Source organism: Enterobacter cloacae complex sp. IR53041 (assembly GCF_049238285.1).
Taxonomy (GTDB): domain Bacteria; phylum Pseudomonadota; class Gammaproteobacteria; order Enterobacterales; family Enterobacteriaceae; genus Enterobacter; species Enterobacter roggenkampii.
The window spans coordinates 21,326-46,019 of record NZ_JBMKHB010000022.1 but is presented as its reverse complement, the minus strand read 5'-3'; the positions used below and the strand labels follow the sequence as shown (position 1 = coordinate 46,019).

The window sequence follows — 24,694 nt, the reverse complement described above, 5'->3', positions numbered from 1 at the left end:
TACAATATTACTGGTGATTATATCAGCGTCGTGAGGGATGCCAACCGCGAAATTTCCACGTGCGGCAGAAGACGGCTATCGGAGGCGCTCATCAGGTCAGCGTTTTCCGGCTTGATCCAGCAGGCCTGCATGCCGCAGCGGATGGCGCCCGCCACGTCTGTGGTCAGGTCATCGCCCACGTGCAGGATCTCACCCAGCGGCAGGTTAAGCTTCTCCGCTGCCAGATGGTACATGTCGCTGAACGGCTTCGCGCGCCCGTGAGGACCCGCTCGCAGCACGAATTCAAAATAATCGCTGAGGCCGAACAGCTCCGGCTGGGCATTGCCGTTGGTGATGGCCACCAGCGGCCACTTTTCGGCAAGCGTCGCCAGCGTGTCGTGGGTTTCCTGCGGCACGTCGATACGGCTGCGCCATTTGGCGAAGTTTTCCATGGCCGCTTCCGCCCCAATCGCGGCATCCTGCGCGCTCAGGCCTACATTCAGCATCGCCTGCTCAACCGCGCGACGACGCCATTCGGTCACGTCGTGGTAAATGTCCGGCTCGGTCTCCCGCAGGGACTGACGCAGCTTCTGGAAGTCCTTGTTCTGCATCGTCTTCAGCGCGGGATGATAGTTCTGCACAAACGCCAGGGACTCCTGCTCGGTACGCAGGATCACCTCGCGGTTGTCATAAAGAGTGTCATCAAGGTCAAACGTCAGGGCTGAGATCTGACCGAGTGGGCGGTAAAAACGCATTATTTCCCCCGTTTGGCGCGTGGATGTGCCGCGTCATACACCGAGGCAAGGTGTTGGAAGTCTAAGTGGGTATAAATTTGAGTCGTCGACAGGTTCGCGTGGCCAAGCAGTTCCTGCACGCCGCGCAGATCGCCGCTCGACTCAAGCATGTGTGTTGCAAAAGAGTGGCGCAGCTTGTGGGGATGCACGTGGCTGTTCAGCCCCTGCTTAATGCCCCACTCCGCAAAGCGCTTCTGCACGTTACGCGCCGAGATCCGCTTGCCGAGTTTCGACAGGAACAGCGCATCTTCGTCGGTGCCAAACAGCCCGCGCAGGTCAAGCCAGTGCTCAATCCAGGAGACCGCATTGCGGCCAATCGGCAGACGGCGCTCTTTGCTGCCCTTCCCCATTACCCACACTTCGCCCGATTCCAGATCGAGATGCTTCAGGTCGAGGTTGACGAGTTCAGACAGACGCAGCCCGGCACCGTACATTACTTCCAGCATCGCGCGGTCGCGCACGGCCAGCGGATCGTTCAGATCGATATCCAGCAGGCGGTTTACGTCGTCAACGTCAATATTTTTAGGCAGATGGCGCGGCGCTTTCGGTGTGGCGATCCCTTTTGCCGGGTTGGCTTTTAAGCCCCCCTGGCTGACCAGCCAGTCGAAGAAGCTGCGCAGCGCTGAGAGCCTGAGCGCCAGGCTCGCCGGGCTGAGGTTTTTTTTGCGGCTACGCACAACAAACCCGCGTACCGTCGCAGCATCACATTGTTGCCAGCTTTTCAGGCCGATCTCGTCGGCGATCTGCATGATGGCATCAAGCTGACGCTGATAGTTAAGCAGCGTAATGGGGCTAAGCTGGCGTTCCACGCCGAGATAGCGCAGAAAGCGCGAGACGTCAGTGGCGAGCAGTCCGTCCGTCATACGCGCTCAATCCAGCGCTCCAGCAGCTCAGGCAGCATCAGGGCGATCTCCTGCAGCAGGTGCGTGGCTTGCCCCTGCTCATAGTGATGCGCGTCGCGGCTGGTAAATAAGATGACGCCCAGATCGCCATCGCGCCCCATCAGCGACATCGCCACCGAGCCAATCGCTTTGGCCTCCGGTAACACCACCAGCAGCTCAGGTCCGTTAAGCGGCCCCAGATAGTGGTGCTCATGGCCCAGACGCTGAATGCGCAGCGGTTCAAACGCCTGACGGCTCAGTGCCAGATGGGTAAATCCCGACGGTGCGCCGATGCGCCAGCGGTCAGGAAAAAGACGAATCGTTGCGCCCGCCAGCCCCAGCTCGCGGGCCCAGCGGTGGAAGCGGCTGAGGAACTCGTCAAGACTGTGCGCCGACGCCAGACGCGCCTGCAGATGCAGCAGACGATAGAACAGGCTTTCATTGGTGCTGGCCTGCTCCATCAGCAGCGTCATGTTCTCTTCAAGCTGGCTGATGTGGTTGCGCGCGCGCGCCATGTGCCATTCCACCAGCGACACGGTTCCGCGAACCGGATGCGGCACGCGCATCTCTTCGACGACGCGTGCATTGCGAATAAAAAACTCAGGATTGCGCAGCAGATAATCAACAACAGCTCTGTCGTCCAGTTCCGTCACTGTTTCCTGCAGTTCTTCCCCTGGTTGTTTCATAGATGGATAAACCCGTCATAGACATGTGCCGCCGGGCCCGTCATATACAGTGGATGACCCGGTCCTTTCCAGGCGATATCAAGCCGACCGCCCGGTAATTCCACGCGAACCTCTTCAGCCAGTAACCCCTGGGAGATGCCCACGGCCACTGCCGCACAGGCTCCGCTTCCGCAGGCCTGCGTCTCGCCCGCACCGCGCTCGTAAACCCGCAGACGAATGTGCTCGCGCTTCACCACCTGCATAAAACCGATGTTCGCGCGCTCCGGGAAACGTTCGTGGCTTTCCAGCACCGGGCCGAGCGTTTCGACCGCGGCAGTTTCCACATCATCAACCTGAATCACGCAGTGTGGGTTACCCATAGAGACGACGCCGCACAATACTGTCTGCTCGGCCGCCCGCATAATATAGGTCTTTTCCGCTTTGTTTGCGCGAAACGGCACGACGGAAGGCTCGAAGTTAGGCTCGCCCATGTTCACGCGCACCAGCTCATCATCGGTGACGCTGAGCACCATGCGACCATTGGCTGTACTGACGCGAATATCACGCTTGTTAGTCAGCCCTTTCAGGCGGACAAAGCGGGCGAAACAGCGCGCGCCGTTGCCGCACTGGTTCACTTCGCTGCCGTCCGCGTTAAAAATACGGTAGTGGAAATCGAGGTCGGGATCGTACGGCGGCTCAACCACCAGCAGCTGATCGAACCCCACGCCCAGATGCCGATCCGCCAGACGACGGATCAGTTCCGGTGAGAAAAACACATTCTGCGTTACCGCGTCGACGACCATAAAATCGTTGCCAAGGCCATGCATTTTAGAGAACTGCATCATTTGCTCCATTGCGCGGGTACAGAACGTTGTCGTCAGAGATTAACCTGAGTCGGGCCGCCGTTGTCGCCACGGTCGTTAGTATCTGGCGTGGAAGACTCAATGCCGCTGTTAACCGGTTTCGTCGGCGGCGGTGCGGTTTTATCCGCAGGCGGAAAGTACAGTGGTCCCTTCAGTCCGCAGCCAGTCAGGCTAAACAGCGTGATGAGAACGGCAAGCGTTCGGAAAGCGTTTTTCATTATAAAGTTGCCCGTAAGTTCAAATCTGTTTCTATCATCGCAGGAGAAGACACAAAAGCAAGAGTTTGCCGCTTTCCTGCAACGGGAATTATTTAGGGTTATACTGCCGGCATCACGAAAAACAGGAACAAAACCATGAACGACAGTGAATTCCATCGCCTTGCCGACAACCTGTGGATGACCATCGAAGAGCGTCTTGACGACTGGGACGGCGACAGCGATATCGATTGTGAAATCAACGGCGGTATTCTGACCCTGAGCTTCGAAAATGGCAGCAAAATTATTATTAACCGCCAGGAGCCGCTTCACCAGGTGTGGCTGGCGGCCAAACAGGGCGGCTATCACTTCGATCTGAAGGGTGATGAGTGGGTGTGCGACCGTAGCGGCGTACCGTTCTGGGATCTGCTGGAACAGGCCGCGACCGCGCAGGCGGGTGAGGCGGTGAGTTTCAGGTAGTTTTGTTGCCCGGTGGCGGCTGCGCCTTACCGGGCCTACAACGGCTCGAACCGTAGGCCGGGTAAGCGTAAGCGCCACCCGGCGAAAAGGCTCAGGAGAAATACTGCTGCAACAGCGGCGCGGTGTCCTGATTGGCAGGCGCGGCAGGCGTGACGGCCTGAGTGCGGAACGGGATCACCTGCGCACGGCCATCGACGTTCACAATCTGGTAGAACTGCGGCAGGTTAAAGTTGATAAAGCTTGAGCCGTAGGTAAAGCGGTCATGCGAAGAGGAGTAGAAGCGGCTGACGTCGCGCACCAGCTCCTCTTTACTGCCTTCACAATGGTGATACACCTCGGCGCGGTTGGTCTCATCCAGAATGTAGATGTTGAACCCGGCATCGTCGCCCGACTCTTCAAAGAAGAACTGAATAATCCCTTCACTGGCAAAGCCGTCCACCACCTGCGGGAGCTTAACGTGGTTGGTTTCCACCTGCACCGACAGGCCATGCAGCTTGTTATGCGAAATCGCGCCGTAGAATTCAATGGCGTTTTCCAGCTTCTGTACCGACACGTTGAGACGTTCAAAGAACAGGCCCCAGGTCTGGCCGGAGACGCGCAGCGCTTTAAAGCGCCCGGTTTCCTGACGGGTACTGGAGAGACGCAGTTCAATACACTCGGAGACCAGCTGCTGCACGCGGGTACGAATCAATCCACGCAGGTGCTGGCTGTAGCAGAACACTTCCACGCTGTCCGGCGGCGCGGCATCCTGGTGCATCTTGCCAAGAATGGTTTTCAGCGCTTCGATCATCGCCTGCTCGCCGTTGAAGTGCAGGGTACGCACTTCGTTCCACGAGTTGCGGTAGAGCAGGTCCACGCTGCCCACCAGACAGTTTTGCTGCTCGCCAAAGCTAAAGACGTCCAGCTTGCGGAAGTCAAAATGGACCACCTGATTGCGGAAGGCCGCCGTCGGGTCGTATTCCAGGTTGACGATGATCGCCAGATGGCGAATCTCACACGGGCTGTAGAGCGCTTTTGGCGTCGGCGCAGGCAGACGCAGCGGGAAGTGGTGCGACACATCCGCGACCATCTCCTGCAGCTTAGCGAGATCGACCACCTCGTTGCCTTTGATAAACAGGCGCGTGCGCGAGGTCAGCAGGCCGTTAAACCAGGCCCAGGCCACCAGCTTGTTCAGATAGCGGTTATATTCCAGCGGCTGATGGCTGATGATGGAATCCATGCTTGGCGCACGGTTGTACAGATACCACCCGGTGCGGTTCGCGCGGCCCGGCGGCACGTAGATAAACGTCAGGTTCGGTTCTGACAGGTCAGGCGAAATCTGCGGGTTAACCAGCGTGACTTTACCCGGCAGCGCTTCAAACGCGGCGTACAGCTTACGGGTCAATACCCCGATGTCCTGCGGGCTGGCGGAAACGCTGAGGTTGTTGCGGCGCGCAAAGCGGATCAGATTACGGTAGCTTTGCATCATCGCATCGAGCAGTTCGTTGTGCGCTTCACGCACCTGATCGATTTTCCAGTTGGCCCGGTTGTCGAGCATGGACAGACGCGCTTCGTCCCATCCCCACTCTTTGACTAACTGACTGACCACTTCACGACGCCAGCCCACGCAGGCGCGCTCGCGGCTCAACTTCTCACAGACTTTGAGATAGAAACATCGACGCACCAGGTCAAGACGCGTAGTGTCATCAATGGCTTTCAGGTATTCGGTCACGCGCTCCAGCATCATGCAGTAGGCGTCGAGCCCGAAGGAGACGATTTCCCCGTCGTGCAGTCGCTGCTTGATGTCTTTCGCCAGCAGGCGCGGCGTCGGGTATTCCCAGGAATAGGCTTCAAGCAGCAGCGTTTTGAGCACCGCTTTGTACGGCGAGTCGATACTCTTATAGAGCTGCCAGAGGCTTGCGCCGAAGTACTCTTCCGCAGACAGAGAGCTGAGACCGCCGAGGTCCAGCCATTCGTTTGGCGTCAGTACGCCCTGCGCGTAAAGCGACATGACGTAATCGTCGTAATGCTCTTCCTCTTCACACGGGACCATATTCCACAGAATACGCTTCCCGGCCAGACGCACAGCAGTACGGTAGAATTCATCCAGCAACAGGATGTGCTGGGTCGAGCCGCAGTCCTCACCACCCAGACTGCCGCTTTCGTTATGGCGGAAACGGTTTTCATCAATCAGGAAGAAGCTCACTTCCACACCGAGCGATGCCGCCCAGCTCTCCAGCAGGCTGCATTTACGCTGCAGCAGCTGACGCTCTTCGTTATCGAGCCAGGACTGATGGCAGACCCAGATGTCCAGGTCCGAAGAACAGCTTTGCCCTACCGATGAGGTGCTCCCCATTGAGTAAACGCCGGTAATCGGCAGTTCACCTTTTGGGGACTCCTGCGGCGGCATGCCGCGGTAGAGTTCCAGCTCGTTCAAATAATGCTGTTGGGTTTCATCAGGCGTGAAAAGGCAAATGCCCTGGGGAACGTTACCATCAAGGTAGCCAGGCATCAGCGGGTGGTGATAGTGCAATAATGTCGGCAGCAGACTGTATACCTGCTGGAAAGCAGGGCCCATAGCAGCAAGCGCGCGATCCACACGCAGTTGATTTATGGCATCCAGTCTCTGTTTCAGAGTCTCAATATAGAGGTACAAGACGTATCGCCTGATGTTTCCGGGTGTCGCAGCTATTCAAAACACGAGTAACAGCGGACCCGCAGTATTTCAAAAAGATAACCGTTACCCTTTTTCGCCCTTATCATTTTTAGTGGTACCGACGAAAAAATGGTCTAAAACGTGATCAATTTAACACCTTGCCGATTGACCGTAAAGAAAGATGCGCTACATACAAGTGTAGCACCGTTCTGTACGTGTAAATTCCTGAATACGGCTATGGCTGACGAATACGCCGCCTTGTCCCTCTCGCGCTTCATCAACCGTAAAACTGCCATCCCAGAGTCAACAATGTTAGGATGGTTAGCGATTGATAATGACGGTAACAAGCATGTTAGACAATGTTTTGAGAATTGCCACACGCCAAAGCCCTCTCGCGCTCTGGCAGGCACATTATGTGAAGCAGCGCCTGGAAGCCTGCCACAGCGGATTGCGCGTCGAGCTGGTACCGATGGTCACGCGCGGTGACGTGATCCTCGATACGCCGCTGGCGAAAGTGGGCGGCAAGGGCCTGTTCGTCAAAGAACTGGAACTGGCATTGCTTGAGAACCGCGCCGATATCGCCGTACATTCGATGAAAGACGTGCCCGTCGAGTTCCCGGAGGGGCTGGGGCTGGTGACCATCTGCGAGCGCGAAGATCCGCGCGATGCGTTTGTCTCTAACCGCTATGACTCGCTCGACGCGCTGCCAGCGGGTAGCGTGGTTGGCACGTCCAGTTTACGCCGTCAGTGTCAGCTGGCGGAGCGTCGTCCTGACCTGATCATCCGCTCGCTGCGCGGTAACGTCGGCACGCGTCTGGGCAAGCTGGATAATGGCGATTACGATGCCATTATCCTCGCCGTTGCCGGCCTGAAGCGTCTGGGGCTGGAAGAACGTATTCGCGTAGCGCTGCCGCCAGAGCTCTCACTGCCCGCTGTTGGCCAGGGTGCCGTCGGCATCGAGTGCCGTCTGGACGATGTGCGTACCCGCGAGCTGCTTGCCCCACTGAATCATGACGAAACCGCTACGCGCGTAAAAGCGGAGCGGGCGATGAATACCCGCCTCGAAGGCGGGTGCCAGGTGCCAATTGGCAGCTATGCTGAATTGACGAATGGCGAACTGTGGCTGCGCGCGCTGGTAGGCGCCCCGGACGGTTCGCAGATGGTGCGCGGCGAACGTCGCGGTAACGCGCAAGATGCCGAGCAGCTTGGCGTGTCGCTGGCGGAAGAGTTACTGGATAACGGCGCCCGCGAGATCCTGGCTGACGTATATAATGGAGAGCCCCCTGCATGAGTATTCTCGTCACCCGCCCTTCTCCCGCAGGAGAGCAGTTAGTGAGCCGTCTGCGCGCACTGGGGCAGGTGGCCTGGAGTTTTCCGCTCATTGAATTCTCCCCCGGTCGCGAGCTCTCTGCGCTCGCCGACCAGATGAATACCCTTCAGGACGGTGACCTGCTGTTTGCGCTGTCGCAGCATGCCGTGGAATTTGCCCACGCACAGCTGCAGCAGCAGGACATGGCCTGGCCAGCCGCCCCCGGCTATTTCGCGATTGGCCGCACAACGGCACTGGCGCTGCATACCGTAAGCGGCGCGGACGTTCGTTACCCGTTAGATCGGGAAATCACTGAAGTCTTGCTACAATTACCTGAATTACAAACTGTTGCCGGAAAGCGTGCGCTCATTTTGCGCGGCAATGGGGGGCGCGAGCTGCTGGGCGAAACGCTGCGTGAACGTGGTGCGAACGTGACGTTCGTTGAGTGCTATCAGCGCTGTGCAAAACACTACGATGGCGCGGAAGAGGCGATGCGCTGGCACGCGCGAGGCATCAATACGCTGGTGGTCACCAGCGGTGAAATGTTACAACAGCTTTGGGCGCTGATACCGCTTTGGTATCGCGAAAACTGGTTACTCCGCTGTCGGCTTCTGGTCGTCAGTGAGCGTCTGGCGAACCAGGCCCGGGAACTGGGCTGGCAGGATATTCGGATCGCTGATAACGCCGACAACGATGCGCTGCTGCGCGCATTACAATAACTCTCAAATGGGAAGCCATAATGACGGAACACGACAAATCCTCCGCCGTGGTTGAAGAGACCAGGGAGACTGTGGAGACGACGCCACAGCCAGAGACGACTGAGAAAACCGCTGAGAAGAAAAACGGCAGCAACAAAACAAGCCTCACGCTGAGCGCGATTGCCATCGCCATTGCGCTGGCAGCGGGGGTTGGCCTGTACGGGCTGGTGAAGCAACAGAGCGCTAACCAGACGTCCACCAGCGATGCGCTGGTGAATCAGCTCACTGCCCTGCAAAAAGAGCAGGAGACGCAGAAAACCGAGCTGGAAGCCGTGATTAAGCAGCAGGCCGCCGCGCTTGCCGAAGCGAACAGCAAACAGGAAGAGCTGACCAAACAGCTGGGTGAAGTACAGCAGAAAGTCGCCACCATTTCCGGTACCGATGCCAAAACCTGGCTGCTCTCGCAGGCTGACTTCCTGGTGAAGCTCGCCGGACGTAAGCTCTGGAGCGATCAGGACGTCACCACCGCTGCCGCGCTGTTGAAAAGCGCTGATGCAAGCCTGGCGGACATGAACGACCCAAGCCTTATTACCGCCCGTCGCGCGATTACCGAAGACATCGCCAGCCTCTCCGCCGTCTCGCAGGTGGATTACGACGGCATTATCCTTAAAGTGAATCAGCTGTCGAATCAGATTGATAACCTGCAGCTGGCGGATAATAACGACGACGACTCCCCGATGGATTCCGACGGTACCGAGCTTTCGAGCTCCCTGAGCGAATGGCGCATTAACCTGCAAAAAAGCTGGCAGAACTTTATGGACAGCTTTATTACTGTCCGCCGTCGCGACGAAACTGCCGTACCGCTGCTCGCACCGAACCAGGACATCTATCTGCGCGAGAACATTCGTTCCCGCCTGCTGGTCGCTGCCCAGGCCGTGCCGCGTCATCAGGAAGAGACCTACAAACAGGCGCTGGATAACGTCTCAACGTGGGTACGCGCCTACTACAACACCGATGATGCGACGACCACCGCCTTCCTCGAAGACATTGATAAGCTCAGCCAGCAGAACATCACCATGAACGTGCCGGATAAGCTGGCCAGCCAGCCGATTCTGGAGAAACTGATGCAGACGCGCGTACGTAACCTGCTGGCACAGCCGGGCGTACCGGCAGAGCAGACGAGCGGAGCAGCACCTGCTCCGGCTCCTGCGCCTGAAAGCGCACCGCAGGGAGAGTAATGATGCTAAAAGTCCTCTTACTCTTCATCCTGCTGATCGCCGGGATCGTCCTGGGGCCTATGCTTGCGGGTCATCAGGGTTACGTCCTGATCCAGACCGATAACTACAACATTGAAACCAGCGTAACGGGTCTGACGATCATTCTGATCCTCGGCGTGGTGGTGCTGTTTGCGATCGAGTGGATCCTGCGCCGTATTTTCCGTACCGGCGCCCATACCCGCGGCTGGTTCGTTGGCCGTAAGCGCCGCCGCGCCCGTAAACAGACCGAGCAGGCGCTGCTTAAGCTCGCAGAGGGTGACTATCAGCAGGTTGAAAAGCTGATGTCGAAAAACGCCGACCACGCCGAACAGCCGGTGGTGAACTATCTGCTGGCGGCCGAAGCAGCGCAGCAGCGCGGTGACGAAGCCCGCGCTAATCAGCACCTGGAGCGAGCGGCTGAGCTGGCTCACGGCGACCCGATTCCGGTGGAAATCACGCGCGTTCGTCTGCAGCTGGCACGCAATGAGAATCACGCGGCTCGCCACGGTATCGACCGTCTGCTGGAAGTCGCGCCGCGTCATCCGGAAGTGCTGCGTCTTGCCGAGCAGGCCTATATTCGTACCGGCGCCTGGGGCTCACTGCTGGACATCATTCCATCGATGGCGAAGGCCGAGGTGGGCGACGATGAACATCGTGACGAGCTTCAGCGTCTGGCGTGGATTGGCCTGATGGATCAGGCGCGCGCTGACCTGGGCAGCGACGGTCTGAAAAACTGGTGGAAGAATCAGAGCCGTAAAACGCGCCAGCAGGTTCCTCTGCAGGTGGCGATGGCGGAACATCTCATCGAGTGTGACGATCACGACACGGCTCAGGAGATCCTCCTCGACGGTCTGAAGCGCCAGTACGACGATCGCCTGGTGATGGTGATCCCGCGCCTGAAAACCAACAATCCTGAGCAAATCGAAAAAGTGCTGCGTCAGCAGATTAAAACCGTTGGCGATCGCCCGCTGCTGTGGAGCACGCTCGGCCAGTCGTTGATGAAGCACGGCGAATGGCAGGAGGCGAGCCTCGCCTTCCGTGCAGCGCTGAAGCAGCGTCCGGACGCCTTCGACTACGCCTGGCTTGCCGATACGCTGGACAAGCAGCATAAGCCGGAAGAGGCCGCCGCCATGCGCCGTGACGGGCTGTTGCTGACCCTGCAAAACAACGGTACCCAGCAGTAAATAAAAAGGAGGCCAGACGGCCTCCTTTTTTTATCGCCTTTCTGCTGCTACATTCTTTACACCTATATCCGCTAACGAAAACGCCAATGTAACGATCTCTTTTCATTAACTTTTTCTCACACACGCGCACATTCTGCAGCGTGGATTAAATCGTTTTTGAAAGGAAATCGTCATGAACTCGCTTCTCTATGCGCTGATTGAAGCGCTGCGCTGCCACCGCTGGCTGCGCCTCCTTGCTTGTGCTTTTATCTTTTCTTCGCTGGGGAATGGCTTAACCCAGGTCGTGGTCTTCGGCTTGCTGTTAGCATGGTCAGCCCCGCCCGCACTGCTCACCCTCGCTTTTCTTTTCGCTACGGTACCGGGGTTTATCGGGAGTACGATCGGCGAAAAGCTGTGCTCCCGATGTTCTCCGATCGCCCTGCTGATACTGAGCGAGGCGCTGGGATTGCTCGCCCTGCTCTTTCCCCTCCTTGGTGTGGGTTATCACAGCGTTACCGCGTTACTCGCCGTGCAATCCACCGAAGCGCTGCTCAGCGGGATGAGCTGGCCCGCGCTGACGTTGCTCTTCAAGCGCGGTCTCAGCGAAGCGGAGCTGCCTACTGCGACCTGTCTGGAAAATGTGATTTTTGCTTCTCAGGTTTTGCTGGGGACCGGCCTGGGCGTGATGCTGTTTCAGAAGATATCCGTATTTACTCTGCTGGCCATTGATGCCGCCAGCTTTCTCGGGTCACTGCTCATGCTATGGCTGGCTGGACGCCGGTTTTCTGCGCCATCACTCCCGTCCCTCGAGGAAGAGGAAGCCCCTGCGGCATTACGCTGGCGGACGTTGACCGTTCGGCAGAAACGCAGCCTGCTCATCCTGCCAGCGCTGGCGGCCGTCGGCTCGCCGGCCATGGCACTGCTTCCGGCACTGGCACAGCAACTCCATCCTCAGGATGCGGCGGGCCTTGCTCTGCCGCTGCTTTTCGCCAGGAGCCTGGGACAGCTTTGCGGCCCCATGTTGCTAAAAAAAGAGAGCCTGACGCGCTTTGCCGCTCGCACGCCACGCATCATCGTTTGTCTCGGCATCTTTCTGGCCGCTTATGGAATGCTGCCGTTGTTGTCCGGGTGGATGGCATGTGCGCTGGGGATGATCTTTATCGCGCATCTGGCTTCGAATGTTCTGTTCGCGGCCGGGACGTTTGGCGTTCTCAGTAGTTTTCATATTACGCAAACCGCTTCGGCCAGTGGTAAAGCCTGGCGCTGGCAAACGCTCAGCGCCTCTCTCTTCACCGGCATCGCAGCGGCAGTGGCTGCCGGGTTTGGCTCGGTAGCCGCACTCTATGCCGTCTCGTCAGTGGCCCTTATGATGGTTGCCCTGATCGTGCGCAGGTACCGGGAATAAGGCATAAAAAAACGCCTGCTATAAAAGCAGGCGTTAAAACAGGTCTGTAAGACAACATATTTGGTGCTTCACTCAACGTTATGTCCATGGTGTCTGATGAGGCCGAAGCGACATCTGTCAGTGGACGATAAGCACCGTAAATGGCTCTGCGTCATTCCGGAGTTTATGAGGCACGAAGGCGAACATAAGAGATGGAATGAGCATCTACACGCATATTATTGCACGTAACGTGCCAACATGACACGCAGAACTTTTACATGACGCAACATTTTAAGATAATAGGAAATTATGCTGTTAAGCGTCGTCTTAATCGCTACAACATATCGGTCAACGCAGAAATATGTCGCCAGGAGGAGACAGCAAAACCTATGGATAGTAAATATGTTTATTTTCAATGAATTATATGTCGCTGAATCGCGACAATGAAACAGGGCGCTGTCGGGGAATCACTACAGGGGTGAAAAGTGGCACAAAACAAAAAACCCCGCCGAAGCGGGGTTCAAAATTGGTCGGCGAGAGAGGATTCGAACCTCCGACCCACTGGTCCCAAACCAGTTGCGCTACCAAGCTGCGCTACTCGCCGATGTACTGCTTTTTGAATTTTTAGTTCAATTCATTTAAAAAGTCGTGGTGCGAGGGGGGGGACTCGAACCCCCACATCCTAAGGACACTAACACCTGAAGCTAGCGCGTCTACCAATTCCGCCACCTTCGCAATTCACAACTCTTTCAATAATGGGGTGGCTAATGGGATTCGAACCCACGACAACTGGAATCACAATCCAGGGCTCTACCAACTGAGCTATAGCCACCACTGTATTCTTTCACGCGGTACTGACTACTTCTCAGACCACCGCAGCTCTAGCGCCGGGACTAAAATGGCGCGCCCGACAGGATTCGAACCTGAGACCTCTGCCTCCGGAGGGCAGCGCTCTATCCAGCTGAGCTACGGGCGCTTAGCGCCGTTGCGGGGCTGGATATTACGTACCTCCGTCCCCGCTGTCTAGTGCTTTTTTGAAAAAAATGCGCGTTTGGTTATCGTTTGCACATTTTGCCGCTTATTCCTCCACTTTCTGCGTGGTGGCACGGCGACCGAGACCAAAAAGCTTATAGGCAGCCGTTACAGCGGCCAGGAAGATCATCCCGACAAACAGCGACATGCGGGTATCTTCATTAAAGTACATTCCGATTAATACGCAAATCAGGAACGCCATCGTTAAATAGTTCGCATACGGGAACAGAATTGAACGGAACGGATGGCTTTCAATCGCCTTTTTATGCGCATGACGGAAACGCAGCTGGCTGATGAGGATAACAAACCACGGCACCATGCCCGGCAGGACGCTGGCGCTGTAGACGTAAACGAACACCCGCTGCGGATTGGGAATGATGTAATTCAGGCAAGAACCAATCAGCAGGATCGCAATCGAAACCGCCACGCCCGCCACCGGCACGCCAGCACGTGACACTTTGCTCATCGCCGCAGGCAGCTGGTTATTCTTCGAGAGCGCATAGAGCATACGCCCACAGCTGTACATCCCGCTGTTACACCCTGACAGCGCTGCCGTCAGGACCACAAAGTTAATGATGCCCGCCGCCGCCGTGATACCAATTTTGGCAAAGGTTAAAACAAACGGGCTACCCGTCGTGCCAATTTCGTTCCACGGGAAGATGGTTACGATAACGAAGATCGCGCCCACATAGAAAATCAGGATGCGCCACAGCACTTTGCCCACCGCGCTACGCAGCGTGACCTGAGGATTTTTCGCTTCACCGGCAGTAATACCGATCAGCTCTACGCCCTGATACGAAGCCACAACGATACACAGCGCCGTCAGGAAACCCTTCCAGCCGCCGGCAAAGAAGCCGCCGTTTTCGGTCAGGTTACCGAAACCGATAGCGTGTCCACCGTTGCCAAAGCCGAAGAAAATCACGCCCAGGCCAACAACAATCATCACGATGATGGTGGTGACTTTAATCATCGCGAACCAGAACTCGATCTCACCATAAAGACGCACGGCGGCCAGGTTTGCCAGCGCCACCAGCCCCACGGCAATAAGCGCGGGTATCCACTGGGCCATGTCCGGGAACCAGAACTGGACGTAGACCCCTATCGCGGTGATCTCGGAGATGCCCACCGCCATCCACATGAACCAGTATGACCAGGCAGTCAGGTAGCCGAAAAAGGGGCTCATATACCGGTGCGCGTAAACGGCGAAGGAGCCGGTTACCGGCTCCAGGAAGAGCATTTCGCCCATGGAACGCATGATGAAGAAAACAAACAGCCCGGCAATAATGTACGCCAGTAATACGGAAGGGCCTGCCCACTTGAGCGTGCTGGCGGAGCCCATAAACAGGCCCACGCCGATAGTGCCGCCCAGCGCTATCAGTTCAATATGACGAGCTTCCAGCCCACGCTGTAGCTCCGGTTTTTTCTCTGCCATAGATCCTCGATTGTGTTTGCTGTTTCCCGACTTAAGACCGGGTATTGTTTTTTAGGGGGACTAAAATACGGAGCGAATGGTTTCTTAAAATGTGCCAAATGGCAAACGATGCATAAAAAAAATGAATGCATTGCACAGATTATCAGCAGTTTTGCAGGCGAGTTGCAGCGCGAATAGCATATCGCGCTACATTTTGATTACATTTTCCCGGTGTAATGCCAGGCGAGGTAGCGAAGCAGACGGATCTGTCGTTTAATGCGTGTCGGCTGCGATAGCAGGCGATACAGCCACTCCAGCCCCAGATGTTGCCAGACCGCTGGCGCACGCTTGACGTGGCCGGTAAAGACGTCATATGTGCCGCCAACGCCCATGTAGAGGGCATCCGGGCAGACCAGACGACAGTCACGCATCAGGATCTCCTGGCGCGGGGACCCCATCGCCACGGTGACAATCTTCGCCCCGCTGTCACGAACGCGCTCAAACAGCGCCTGCCGATCTTCCGGTTTGAAGTAACCATCCTGGCTGCCGACAATATTAACATTCCATTGACGACGCAGTTTCTCTTCCGTCTGGGCCAGTATCTCCGGCTTCCCGCCAATCAGGAACACGGGCGTTCCCTGCGCGCCTGCACGGGCCATAAGCTGCTCCCAGAGATCGGCACCCGCCACGCGGGACACATTAGCGTCAGGATACTTTTTACGGATAGAGCGAACCACGCTGATCCCGTCCGCGTATTTAAATTCGGCCGCGTCTATCAGGCTTTTGACTTCCGCGTTATCCTCAACCGCCAGCATCTTTTCCGCGTTGATGGCCACCAGCGTACCGGATTTCATCTGGCCGTCGGCGAACAGAAAATCCAGCGCGTGCTGCATGTCGCGCCAGCCAATCAGCTGCAGACCACGTAGCGCATAGCGCGGTGCAGAAATTCTATCAGTCATTACTATCCTTACTCAGACTTGCGACAGCGTTGTGCTGCCCTGCCGCTCGCGCCTGTGCACAAGCCCGGCGCTGTCAAACAGCCAGTACAACAGTTTGGCCAGTAACAGGCAGATGCCGAAAACGACCATGAAGAACACCACGCGCGAAACGAACGAGTCCAGACCTTCGCGCGCGAGAACGATCATATTGAAAATGGCACCAAAGCAGAAACTGTGCAAAATGGCCGCTTTATAGCGGTTGGTCTCTTCATTGCCACGCAGGTAAAGCCAGTCGAACCACTTGATAATCAGCCCCACGGCAACCGCACCGGGCAGAATGAACCATGCCCCGCCCATCACCACCAGGGAACCGAGCAGCGTGGGTGAAATTGCCAGACCGGAATGGTTGTTCAGCACTTCCCAGGTGAAGTAATTCGCCGTATTCAGCACCACGCCAGGACGGTCCGGCCATAGCCAGGAAGGGATAAAGACGTAGAAGTCGCGAACAATCGGCGCCAGCCCCTGGAAATCAATCTTGTCGTAATTTTGCAGCAGCAGTGCCAGGTTTTCCCATGGCGAGAACGTATCGCGCGTGAGGTAAAGGAACGTGTAAAACGCCTCATCACCCGCCACGTTCATCCCGTAGCGCTTTAGCGCCAGCCAGAACATCCCCACAATGCCAAACACGCCTGCTGCAACCAGCATCCAGAGCGAGATCCAGCCGCGGATAATGCCGATAAACAGGAAGATCGCGAAGGCGATGATGATGTTCGCGCGCGTACCGCCCACAATCATGTAGGTCAGGATGCCAAATGCGACGGTACTGACCAGGAAGAACAGCCACGCTTTGCTGTCCTGGCGCAGGAAGAAGATCACCAGCATCGCCGGGATGAAGAAGTAGAAGAAACGCTTAAGCGCCACGCCCGAGACTTCTGCCGAAAAAATCTGGCTGTAGGAGTGGAGTTTAAAAAGCAGGAAGCCGTTATGCATGAAGAAGATGCCAACGCTGACCAGGGCGATAGTCATCAGCATCACCCATGTCAGGTGGGTTTCCACCCGATTCATGGTAAAGAGCGCCCGGCGTGGGGCTGCAGCCTGCGCTGAACGCAGACGCGTTTTATAGGTGACGTAGTAGACCGCATAGAAGCAGGTCGCCGCCAGAAGCGCCTGGAGCAGAATGTCCGGCGGCGCGACGCTCACGTCAAAACGGAAGACCAGTATGCTGGTCAACGGGAAGCCGAAAAAGAACGTCAGCAGAAACAGTAACGAGAAGAAGACGTTAAAGTTGAAGCGCACGCGCCGGAATTCAAACCAGGTGAGCGTGGCGATGAACAGGCTGCTCAGAAGCCAGACAACCAGTAAGCCGCTGAATTGCAACTGACTCATGCTTTGTCTCCTGCAGCGATACGCAGCGCGCGGTGCCACGGCGTGAGATAATTCGGGCTGAAAAAATCGATGCTGTTTTTATCCACCAGCGTGAGCTGACGTTGAGCTTCACGTACCACCTCGACATTCAGCGTGTCTGAGGTAAACAGCACCGGAATGTGCTGCTCGGCCATGTCCTGCCAGAACGGGTTGTCGCGGTTGAGCACGCACGGTACACCTGCCTGAATCAGCAGGCACAGCGTGCCAATCCCCTGCTGCCGGGCAAAGATGAAATAACCGAGATCGCATTTTCTCAGCAGCGCAAGATAGTCATCAAATTCCAGCTTATCGCTGAGGATGTGTAGATTTTCAGCGCTAAACAGCGCCAGCCCCTGCTGACGAACCTCGTCGATATAGGCGTTGTTGTTGGCGGGATAGCCCATCGGCACAACCACGTTCACCGTGTCGCCAAACTGCTGATGCACCGCCCTGAGCGCCGCGACATGTTCGTTACTGCGATCGCCGGAATTCCCCACCAGAATCGTCAGCTTGCCTTCTCGCACCGCGTCATTCGCCATGGCATTCAGCGCCGGATCCATGCGGGTGGGGAAATAGAGCAACTCGCCGCGCACGTTCGGGTGCTGTTTAGCAAAATAGTTGAGATCGCCGCGGGTAGCAAAAACGCAACCTACGCGCCCCTGAGCCATGCGGCGCAGGGGATAAAAAAGACGGAATTTCCAGCCGCGGGAGACTTCATAAAGATCGGCTCCCCAGATATGCCAGCTGCACTGGGAGGGTTTAATCCCTCCGCTGAGAAGCGCCAGCCACAGGCCGGTATTGAACTGCCCGTGGAAAAAGAAACGTTGCTTACGATCCGCTTTGGCTTTGGCAACCACCGCCTTCGCCAGTGAGGCCTTATCCGGCCAGAAGCGAATCGTCAGTGCCGGAAACGCCTCGCTCAGGCCCTTATCCTGACCTGCAACCATAAACTCACGCGCATCAGGATCTCCCGATGCCAGCTCGTCGTTGAAGAACCGCAAAACGGTCTGGTTATGGTGTGGGATATCCGATCCCAGGATGTGAATCAGTGCAGTCATGCGCGTTTACGCCACAATAAAAATACACCGCAACAGGCGGCGAAATAAACGATATAAGTTGCCATGTAGGCCTGAGCCGCCCCCAGCGCACCGTGCGTAGGTATCAGCCAGTGTGAAAATGCCGTCAGTAAAACAAACTGGCTAATTTCCGCCAGGATATAGAGCCGAAGGGACGCTTTCGCGATCACCAGATAGCCGAAAACGTAAGCCCCCACTTTCAGTACATCACCCACCAGCTGCCAGGCAAAGAGATCGCGCATGGCGGTGAACTTCGCCGAGAACAGCAGCCAGATGGCGACATCGCGCAATAACCAGACGGTAAAGCTGGCAGCCGCGACGGCCGGCAATACAAAGCGCAGCGATCGGAAAATCTCGCGCGTTATGTCCTGTCTGGACGTCAGACGCGACAGGGTTGGCAGCAGGTAAACGCTAAAGGAAGCCGTAATAAACTGAAGATAGGCATCGGAAATACTGCTTACGCCCTGCCAGATCCCGACCTCATCCCAGCTATAGTGCGCCGCCAGCAGGTTTCGCATCATCACGTAGGCCACCGGCAGCGTGACGGAGGTGATGAGCGCCATCAGGGTAAATTTACCCAGTTGGCTGGCAAGCATCGAGTCCCATTGCGGTTTCAGGTAGCTCAGCGGAATGACGCCCCGACGCATCAGCATAAATGCCGCAGGCACAACCACCAGCGCCGGAACCAGCGCCAGCCCCAGCAGTGCGCCTTCATAGCCCCCCAGGCGATAGCAGAAATAATAGGCAATCACGCCGATAACGCTGCCCAGGATTAAGGCAATCGCGTTTCCGGCAGCATCACGAAACCCTTTCATCAGCGCCAGCAGCAGGTTAGCCCAGGCAATCCCCATCTGCACCAATGCGACCAGACGCACCAGCCCCTGATAGTGGGTGTGGCCGAATAATCCCTGGCTGATGGGCGCCGCCGCCAGCAGAAAGATGATCGCCATCAGGGTCGAAAAACCCGTGACCATCGCCGAGGAGGTGCCCACCACCCTGCGGAGCTGGGCCGCATCATCATGATACTGCGCAACGTATTTGGTGACGCCGTTGAAGATACCGGCACCAGCCAGCACGCCAAGGACGGTGACAAGCTGACGGAAATTACCCGCCAGCCCCACTCCTGACGGGCCAAATGAGACGGCCAGGAGCTTGACGACCAACAGCCCGGCCCCAATTTTTACAAGCGTGGACGCGGCGGTCCACACCGATGCTTTTGCCAGAGACATATCAGCCGAAATAACTCAGGAGGGTATTAATCACCGTACGCTGGTTAACTGGCGCGAGGTTGTAGAACAGTGGCAGACGAAGCAAACGCTCACTTTCTTTGGTGGTGTAACGGTCTTCACCCGCGAACGTTCCAAACGCTTCGCCCGCCGGACTGGAGTGCAGCGGGATATAGTGGAACACCGCCATAATTTCGGCTTCTTTCAGCCAGGCGATGAGCTCGCTGCGGTCGTCGTTATCGCGCAGCTTGATGTAGAACATGTGCGCGTTGTGGACGCAATCCGCCGGAATCGTTGGCAGCGCAATACGCCCGGCTTTTGCCAGAGGTTCCAGCGCATCGTAATAGGTTTGCCACAGGGAGAGACGCTGCAGGTTGATGCGATCCGCGGCTTCCAGCTGCGCCCAGAGGTACGCGGCCTGCAGATCCGCCATCAGATAGCTGGAGCCAATATCGCGCCAGGTATATTTGTCTACCTGGCCGCGGAAGAACTGGCTGCGGTTGGTGCCTTTTTCGCGGATCACTTCCGCACGCTCCACGAGTGCCCGGTCGTTAATCAGCGTCGCGCCACCCTCTCCGCCTGCCGTGTAGTTTTTGGTTTCGTGGAAGCTAAAGCAGCCGATGTGGCCGATGGTGCCCAGCGCGCGTCCCTTGTAGGTCGACATCACGCCCTGGGCGGCATCTTCCACCACAAACAGGTTATGTTTTTTGGCGATGGCCATGATGGTGTCCATTTCACAGGCCACACCTGCGTAGTGAACCGGCACGATCGCGCGCGTTTTGTCGGTGATCGCCGCTTCAATCAGCGTCTCATCAATGTTCATGGTATCCGGGCGGATATCCACAAAGATGATTTTCGCCCCGCGCAGGACAAACGCATTCGCCGTGGAAACGAAGGTGTAGCTCGGCATGATCACTTCATCGCCGGGCTGGATATCCAGCAGCAGCGCGGCCATTTCCAGCGATGCCGTACAGGACGGGGTCAGCAGTACTTTGGCGCTGCGAAAACGCTGTTCCATCCACTGCTGGCAGCGACGGGTGAAACCGCCGTCACCGCAGAGTTTGCCGCTGCCCATGGCAGACTGCATATAGTCGAGTTCCGTTCCGACGACGGGTGGTGCGTTAAATGGAATCATCTTGTCACCTGTATAACCAGTAGGCGGTGGCGTCGATGTTGGCACCACTCGCAATATAACGTTTAAGCGCGGCGGTGTTGCCCACCTGGGTCGCCACCCGCAGCGTCTCAACCTGCTGCTGCTGCGCCCAGTGCAGCGCCGCCTGCATAAGTTTCTCACCCATGCCGCGCCCGGCTAATAAGCCAATACGCGCCTCGCGCACGTTGAGCTTGCGAAGCGAGACGAACCCCTGGAGTTGACCGTCCCCTGCGCGTAAAACCAGGCAGACGTGGTCAAAGGTGCCTTTAACCGCATTCTCTATCCACTGGGCATAGAAACGTCCACTATCGTCAGGTGTGTACCAGGGCGCACGAAAGCGGCTCTGCGCAAACGCCTGAGCCGCCATCTGACGCAGCACGGGAATATCCTGTTCGGTTGCGATTTCAGCGCCGGGTGCATCATGCCGGGTGAGGGTTATGGAAAGGTCTGCCTCACCTTCCACCAGCTGAAAGCCGCGTTGCTGGAGCGCATCAAGCAGGTCGGTACGGTCCGCCGGGATCTTCGCCTGAATCCGTTGCCAGGCGATGAAATCCGATTCAGCCAGTACCGGCGCATCATCGCGCAGACGCACAATGGACGACGGCAGGCCGAAAAAGGCACTCTCCCACTGCAGGGGCTCAAGTACCCCGTTCAGGCTGTTCAACGCCAGACACCTTTGGTATCAACCACATACTTCTGACGCACCGCATCACCGGACGTCGCTTTAAACGCTTTATGATCCACCAGCAGCACCAGCACGTCCGCCGTCGCCAGCGCCTCATCCAGCGCTGCCAGCGTGCAGTGCCCCGCCAGTTTTGCCGGCAACTCATGGATATTCGGCTCAACCACCAGCGTTTCACCCTTGTGCCATTCGGCAATCATCTGAGTAATTTCCATTGCCGGGCTTTCGCGCAGGTCGTCAATGTTGGGTTTGAAGGCCAGACCAAAGCAGGCAATTTTCAGCTCGCTGGCGCGCTTTCCGCTCTCTGCCAGACAATCCGCTACCGTGGTTTTGACCTGATTGAGCACCCAGTGAGGTTTGCTGTCGTTCACTTCACGCGCGGTGCGAATCAGGCGCGCCTGCGCCGGATTCTGAGCCACAATAAACCACGGATCGACGGCGATGCAGTGTCCACCCACGCCCGGGCCTGGCTGGAGAATGTTTACACGCGGATGGCGATTCGCCAGGCTAATCAACTCCCAGACGTTAATCCCCTGATCGGCGCAAATCAGCGACAGTTCGTTCGCAAAGGCGATATTAACGTCACGGAAGCTGTTTTCCGTCAGCTTGCACATCTCGGCGGTGCGGGAGTTTGTCACCACACACTCGCCTTCCAGGAAAATCTTGTACAGCGCGCTGGCGCGCTCGGAACAGACGGGCGTCATACCGCCAATGACGCGGTCGTTTTTGATCAGTTCGACCATGACCTGGCCCGGTAGCACGCGCTCCGGACAGTAGGCAATGTTGATATCCGCCTGCTCCCCCGCCTGTTGCGGGAAGCTTAAATCAGGGCGCGCGTCGGCCAGCCACTGCGCCATCTGCTCGGTAGCACCGACCGGAGAGGTTGATTCCAGAATCACCAGCGCCCCTTTCTTCAGCACAGGGGCAATGGACTTTGCCGCCGCCTCGACGTAGACCATGTCGGGCTCGTGGTCACCTTTAAAGGGCGTTGGAACGGCAATCAGGTAAGCATCCGCTTCAACGGGCGTGGTACTGGCGCGCAGGAAGCCGCCCTCCACCGCCTCTTTCACCACGCGGTCAAGATCGGGCTCGACAATATGAATTTCGCCACGGTTAATGGTTTCCACCGCACGGGCGTTGATATCCACACCGACAACCTGTTTCTGACGAGAGGCAAACGCCGCCGCGGTGGGCAAGCCAATGTAGCCAAGACCAATGACAGAGAGGGTAGTAAAACTCATAGCGATACCTGATTGTGTTTAAGTGCATGCAAAATACGGCCACAAGCCTGCCCGTCTCCATACGGATTATGGGCCCGGCTCATCGCCTGATACGTTTCGTCGTCATGCAGAAGGCGCGTGACCTCTTCGACGATGAGTTCCGCGTTGGTGCCGACCAGACGCACCGTACCGGCTTTGACCGCTTCCGGACGTTCGGTGGTTTCACGCATCACCAGCACCGGTTTGCCAAGAGAAGGCGCTTCTTCCTGAATGCCGCCGGAATCGGTAAGGATCAGCCAGGCATGGTTCATCAGCCAGACAAACGGCAGATAGTCCTGAGGTTCAATCAGAATGACATTTTTGATATGGCCCAGGATGCGGTTAACCGGCTCGCTGACGTTAGGATTGAGATGGACCGGATAGACAATCTGCACGTCGTCGTTCTGCGCCGCGATTTCAGCCAGCGCGTGACAGATTTGCTCAAAACCCCGGCCAAAGCTTTCGCGACGGTGGCCGGTGACCAGAATGGTTTTTTTGCCGTTGTGCAGGAATGGATAGCGGGCAGCGAGTTCGTTCTTAAGCTCGTGGTTTGCCAGGACCCGGTCACGTACCCAAATTAACGCATCGATGACCGTATTGCCGGTCACAAAGATTTTGTTATCGGCGATATTTTCACGCAGCAGGTTCTGACGCGAGTTTTCCGTAGGCGCAAAGTGATACATCGCCAGGTGGCCCGTTAGCGTGCGGTTGGCCTCCTCCGGCCACGGCGAATAAAGATTGCCGGTACGCAGACCCGCCTCAACATGCCCCACGGGAATTCGCTGATAAAACGCGGCCAGGCTGGTCGCCACGGTCGTGGTAGTGTCGCCGTGTACCAGCACCACGTCAGGCTTGAATGACTCCAGGATAGGCTTCAGCTCTTGCAGAATACGACAGGTTATCTCCGTCAATCCTTGCCCCGGTTTCATAATATTGAGGTCGTAATCCGGGACGATGGAAAAGAGCGTTAACACCTGATCGAGCATCTCACGGTGCTGGGCCGTGACGCACACTTTCGCTTCAATATCAGGATCGCTGGCCAGCGCATGAACCAGAGGCGCCATCTTTATGGCCTCCGGCCTGGTGCCAAATACGGTTAGTACTTTCACATCGATTCTCTTCGATTAGGCGATCAAGGCAGTAGCCTTCATCGTAAACGGTATTCTTAGTTTGTACGACGACGCGTTAACGCCACGCCTGCGCCCGTCAGTGCGCCCACAATCCCCCACATGATCATCAGGAATGCACGACGCGGACTATCGCGTTTTACAGGTTCTTCAGGCGTTCGCAAATAACGATAGGTCTGAAAACGCGGGTCCAGAGATGGACCGACATTAAGCGTATTGAGCATCGCGCGATTTTGATCGTAATCGAGGTCAAAATCAGGACCGACGGCCTGAAGGTTTTCCAGACGTGCCTGCAACATGGGGCGGCCAAGGAGGAACATCTCTGAATCAGGTAGTTCATCAGCCGGCACGTCCGTCTCAGTACGGGAAATATTGTGCTGTTCCGCAATTTTCAGCGCCTGCTCAATATTGTGTACACGGCGAGCGAAAATCGCTTTAGCCACCTCTTCCTGACGTTTCACCTGCGCTTTCATCTGGATGGTACGAGCCGACCAGGCGCCTTTAAGCTCTTCGTTAAGATGGCTTGCGGCACGCTGGCTGGCAAACGCGACATACTGACGCAGCAGGTTGTTGGCGTCCGGCGCGGTTTCTGCAATCAGCTTGACGCTGTCATTCACGTTACGCAGCGCGTCGCCCGGCATAAATTGAATATTGTTAATCAGATCGTCCAGCAGAGCGGCATCGGCTTTGGTGTTATCAACTCGACGCTGCTTGTAGTAATCCGTCTGGGACCAGAAGTCGCGGCGCGTATCCCACGAAGCCAGTTGCATCACAAACTCTTTATAGGCCTCATCCATAACGGAGACCTGATCCGGCGTGGCGAGGTTAGCTTTGATATCCAGGTTTCGCAGGAATTGCTGTTGGGAATAGAACCCCCCAAGCATGTTAACCGTTGGTTTGTCAGTGATTGCCGTGGCGCTCCACTCTTGTTTTGCAAAGAACGTATAGGCCAGCGCTAACAGTGCAAACCCCAGCGCGATCCCCGCAATCCAAAGTTTGCCTGCCCATAACACGCGAAACAAACCCCGAATATCCAGTTCATTCTCAGTTACCACTGATTTCGCTCCCGCCAACGGTTGAGTCAT

At 56.8% G+C, this 24,694-nt stretch carries 22 protein-coding genes and 4 tRNA genes; 6 read left to right on the top strand and 20 right to left on the bottom strand.

Annotated features, from left to right (window positions below):
* Positions 1-17: 17 nt before the first annotated feature.
* The 5 genes from yigB to lptM are packed head-to-tail and all read right to left on the bottom strand — an operon-like array spanning position 18 to position 3,400.
* Positions 18-734, bottom strand: coding sequence for a 5-amino-6-(5-phospho-D-ribitylamino)uracil phosphatase YigB (gene yigB / locus ACOTXF_RS16095; RefSeq protein WP_047745932.1), 717 nt, complete (start codon positions 732-734; stop codon positions 18-20).
* Positions 734-1,636, bottom strand: a complete 903-nt coding sequence (gene xerC / locus ACOTXF_RS16090) for a tyrosine recombinase XerC (protein WP_023345086.1) — start codon at positions 1,634-1,636, stop codon at positions 734-736. Before xerC ends, yigB begins: the two co-directional genes overlap by 1 nt.
* Positions 1,633-2,340 carry a DUF484 domain-containing protein gene (locus tag ACOTXF_RS16085; RefSeq protein WP_008501544.1) on the bottom strand — a complete coding sequence of 236 codons (708 nt, stop codon included), beginning with the start codon at positions 2,338-2,340 and terminating at the stop codon, positions 1,633-1,635. Before ACOTXF_RS16085 ends, xerC begins: the two co-directional genes overlap by 4 nt.
* The gene (gene dapF, locus ACOTXF_RS16080; RefSeq protein WP_008501545.1) at positions 2,337-3,161 is read right to left on the bottom strand and encodes a diaminopimelate epimerase; all 825 of its coding nucleotides are present in this window, start codon (positions 3,159-3,161) and stop codon (positions 2,337-2,339) included. Before dapF ends, ACOTXF_RS16085 begins: the two co-directional genes overlap by 4 nt.
* Before the next feature lie 35 nt (positions 3,162-3,196).
* Positions 3,197-3,400 (bottom strand): LPS translocon maturation chaperone LptM, encoded by a 204-nt coding sequence (gene lptM / locus ACOTXF_RS16075; RefSeq protein ID WP_021242847.1) that lies wholly within the window; start codon positions 3,398-3,400, stop codon positions 3,197-3,199.
* 135 nt (positions 3,401-3,535) lie between these two features.
* Here lptM and cyaY point away from each other — a divergent pair, with 135 nt between their 5' ends.
* Complete coding sequence (gene cyaY / locus ACOTXF_RS16070; RefSeq protein WP_039025154.1) at positions 3,536-3,856, top strand: iron donor protein CyaY; 321 nt, start codon at positions 3,536-3,538, stop codon at positions 3,854-3,856.
* Positions 3,857-3,947: 91 nt separating this feature from the next.
* Here the strand turns inward: cyaY and cyaA are convergent, their stop codons facing one another.
* Positions 3,948-6,491 (bottom strand): class I adenylate cyclase, encoded by a 2,544-nt coding sequence (gene cyaA, locus ACOTXF_RS16065; RefSeq protein ID WP_045417664.1) that lies wholly within the window; start codon positions 6,489-6,491, stop codon positions 3,948-3,950.
* 349 nt (positions 6,492-6,840) lie between these two features.
* Here cyaA and hemC point away from each other — a divergent pair, with 349 nt between their 5' ends.
* From hemC to ACOTXF_RS16040, 5 genes are all read left to right on the top strand, one after another.
* The gene (gene hemC, locus ACOTXF_RS16060) at positions 6,841-7,782 is read left to right on the top strand and encodes a hydroxymethylbilane synthase (protein ID WP_032635435.1); all 942 of its coding nucleotides are present in this window, start codon (positions 6,841-6,843) and stop codon (positions 7,780-7,782) included.
* Complete coding sequence (hemD, locus tag ACOTXF_RS16055; RefSeq protein ID WP_232927014.1) at positions 7,779-8,519, top strand: uroporphyrinogen-III synthase; 741 nt, start codon at positions 7,779-7,781, stop codon at positions 8,517-8,519. Before hemC ends, hemD begins: the two co-directional genes overlap by 4 nt.
* A 20-nt stretch (positions 8,520-8,539) precedes the next feature.
* Positions 8,540-9,736 (top strand): uroporphyrinogen-III C-methyltransferase, encoded by a 1,197-nt coding sequence (gene hemX / locus ACOTXF_RS16050; protein ID WP_045417670.1) that lies wholly within the window; start codon positions 8,540-8,542, stop codon positions 9,734-9,736.
* 2 nt (positions 9,737-9,738) lie between these two features.
* Positions 9,739-10,938, top strand: a complete 1,200-nt coding sequence (hemY, locus tag ACOTXF_RS16045; protein WP_232927034.1) for a protoheme IX biogenesis protein HemY — start codon at positions 9,739-9,741, stop codon at positions 10,936-10,938.
* Positions 10,939-11,110: 172 nt separating this feature from the next.
* Entirely contained in the window at positions 11,111-12,322 is a 1,212-nt protein-coding gene (locus ACOTXF_RS16040) for an MFS transporter (protein WP_047745929.1), read from the top strand.
* A 506-nt stretch (positions 12,323-12,828) separates the two neighbouring features.
* Here the strand turns inward: ACOTXF_RS16040 and ACOTXF_RS16035 are convergent.
* The 14 genes from ACOTXF_RS16035 to wzzE form a co-directional block, all read right to left on the bottom strand.
* Positions 12,829-12,905 (bottom strand) — tRNA-Pro (locus ACOTXF_RS16035).
* Positions 12,906-12,950: 45 nt separating this feature from the next.
* A tRNA-Leu gene (locus ACOTXF_RS16030) sits at positions 12,951-13,036 on the bottom strand.
* 21 nt (positions 13,037-13,057) lie between these two features.
* Positions 13,058-13,133: transfer RNA gene (locus ACOTXF_RS16025), tRNA-His, on the bottom strand.
* 67 nt (positions 13,134-13,200) lie between these two features.
* A tRNA-Arg gene (locus ACOTXF_RS16020) sits at positions 13,201-13,277 on the bottom strand.
* Positions 13,278-13,379: 102 nt separating this feature from the next.
* A complete protein-coding gene (gene thrP / locus ACOTXF_RS16015; RefSeq protein WP_008501553.1) occupies positions 13,380-14,765 on the bottom strand; it encodes a bifunctional threonine/serine APC transporter ThrP in 1,386 nt (461 codons plus the stop codon).
* A 197-nt stretch (positions 14,766-14,962) separates the two neighbouring features.
* Positions 14,963-15,703 (bottom strand): lipopolysaccharide N-acetylmannosaminouronosyltransferase, encoded by a 741-nt coding sequence (gene wecG / locus ACOTXF_RS16010; protein WP_008501554.1) that lies wholly within the window; start codon positions 15,701-15,703, stop codon positions 14,963-14,965.
* 12 nt (positions 15,704-15,715) lie between these two features.
* Complete coding sequence (wzyE, locus tag ACOTXF_RS16005) at positions 15,716-17,068, bottom strand: ECA oligosaccharide polymerase (protein ID WP_008501555.1); 1,353 nt, start codon at positions 17,066-17,068, stop codon at positions 15,716-15,718.
* Positions 17,065-18,144, bottom strand: coding sequence for a TDP-N-acetylfucosamine:lipid II N-acetylfucosaminyltransferase (locus tag ACOTXF_RS16000; protein ID WP_045417676.1), 1,080 nt, complete (start codon positions 18,142-18,144; stop codon positions 17,065-17,067). Before ACOTXF_RS16000 ends, wzyE begins: the two co-directional genes overlap by 4 nt.
* Positions 18,141-19,391: a lipid III flippase WzxE gene (wzxE, locus tag ACOTXF_RS15995; protein WP_023293572.1), complete on the bottom strand. Its 1,251-nt coding sequence runs from the start codon at positions 19,389-19,391 to the stop codon at positions 18,141-18,143. The genes ACOTXF_RS16000 and wzxE overlap by 4 nt, the downstream gene beginning before the upstream one ends.
* 1 nt (position 19,392) lies before the next feature.
* Positions 19,393-20,523, bottom strand: coding sequence for a dTDP-4-amino-4,6-dideoxygalactose transaminase (gene rffA, locus ACOTXF_RS15990; RefSeq protein ID WP_039025160.1), 1,131 nt, complete (start codon positions 20,521-20,523; stop codon positions 19,393-19,395).
* 4 nt (positions 20,524-20,527) lie between these two features.
* A complete protein-coding gene (gene rffC / locus ACOTXF_RS15985) occupies positions 20,528-21,205 on the bottom strand; it encodes a dTDP-4-amino-4,6-dideoxy-D-galactose acyltransferase (RefSeq protein ID WP_045417682.1) in 678 nt (225 codons plus the stop codon).
* Complete coding sequence (gene wecC, locus ACOTXF_RS15980; RefSeq protein WP_234115327.1) at positions 21,202-22,464, bottom strand: UDP-N-acetyl-D-mannosamine dehydrogenase; 1,263 nt, start codon at positions 22,462-22,464, stop codon at positions 21,202-21,204. The genes rffC and wecC overlap by 4 nt, the downstream gene beginning before the upstream one ends.
* Positions 22,461-23,591: a non-hydrolyzing UDP-N-acetylglucosamine 2-epimerase gene (gene wecB / locus ACOTXF_RS15975; RefSeq protein ID WP_032664781.1), complete on the bottom strand. Its 1,131-nt coding sequence runs from the start codon at positions 23,589-23,591 to the stop codon at positions 22,461-22,463. The genes wecC and wecB overlap by 4 nt, the downstream gene beginning before the upstream one ends.
* A gap of 56 nt (positions 23,592-23,647) precedes the next feature.
* Positions 23,648-24,694: an ECA polysaccharide chain length modulation protein gene (gene wzzE / locus ACOTXF_RS15970; RefSeq protein WP_008501563.1), complete on the bottom strand. Its 1,047-nt coding sequence runs from the start codon at positions 24,692-24,694 to the stop codon at positions 23,648-23,650.

Bases quoted from the DNA above. Each gene is read 5' to 3' on its own strand.
- yigB (WP_047745932.1), bottom strand. From the start codon at position 734: ATGCGTTTTTACCGCCCACTCGGTCAGATCTCAGCCCTGACGTTTGAC.
- xerC (WP_023345086.1), bottom strand. From the start codon at position 1,636: ATGACGGACGGACTGCTCGCCACTGACGTCTCGCGCTTTCTGCGCTAT.
- ACOTXF_RS16085 (WP_008501544.1), bottom strand. From the start codon at position 2,340: ATGAAACAACCAGGGGAAGAACTGCAGGAAACAGTGACGGAACTGGAC.
- dapF (WP_008501545.1), bottom strand. From the start codon at position 3,161: ATGCAGTTCTCTAAAATGCATGGCCTTGGCAACGATTTTATGGTCGTC.
- lptM (WP_021242847.1), bottom strand. From the start codon at position 3,400: ATGAAAAACGCTTTCCGAACGCTTGCCGTTCTCATCACGCTGTTTAGC.
- cyaY (WP_039025154.1), top strand. From the start codon at position 3,536: ATGAACGACAGTGAATTCCATCGCCTTGCCGACAACCTGTGGATGACC.
- hemC (WP_032635435.1), top strand. From the start codon at position 6,841: ATGTTAGACAATGTTTTGAGAATTGCCACACGCCAAAGCCCTCTCGCG.
- hemD (WP_232927014.1), top strand. From the start codon at position 7,779: ATGAGTATTCTCGTCACCCGCCCTTCTCCCGCAGGAGAGCAGTTAGTG.
- hemX (WP_045417670.1), top strand. From the start codon at position 8,540: ATGACGGAACACGACAAATCCTCCGCCGTGGTTGAAGAGACCAGGGAG.
- hemY (WP_232927034.1), top strand. From the start codon at position 9,739: ATGCTAAAAGTCCTCTTACTCTTCATCCTGCTGATCGCCGGGATCGTC.
- ACOTXF_RS16040 (WP_047745929.1), top strand. From the start codon at position 11,111: ATGAACTCGCTTCTCTATGCGCTGATTGAAGCGCTGCGCTGCCACCGC.
- thrP (WP_008501553.1), bottom strand. From the start codon at position 14,765: ATGGCAGAGAAAAAACCGGAGCTACAGCGTGGGCTGGAAGCTCGTCAT.
- wecG (WP_008501554.1), bottom strand. From the start codon at position 15,703: ATGACTGATAGAATTTCTGCACCGCGCTATGCGCTACGTGGTCTGCAG.
- wzyE (WP_008501555.1), bottom strand. From the start codon at position 17,068: ATGAGTCAGTTGCAATTCAGCGGCTTACTGGTTGTCTGGCTTCTGAGC.
- ACOTXF_RS16000 (WP_045417676.1), bottom strand. From the start codon at position 18,144: ATGACTGCACTGATTCACATCCTGGGATCGGATATCCCACACCATAAC.
- wzxE (WP_023293572.1), bottom strand. From the start codon at position 19,391: ATGTCTCTGGCAAAAGCATCGGTGTGGACCGCCGCGTCCACGCTTGTA.
- rffA (WP_039025160.1), bottom strand. From the start codon at position 20,523: ATGATTCCATTTAACGCACCACCCGTCGTCGGAACGGAACTCGACTAT.
- wecC (WP_234115327.1), bottom strand. From the start codon at position 22,464: ATGAGTTTTACTACCCTCTCTGTCATTGGTCTTGGCTACATTGGCTTG.
- wzzE (WP_008501563.1), bottom strand. From the start codon at position 24,694: ATGACTCAACCGTTGGCGGGAGCGAAATCAGTGGTAACTGAGAATGAA.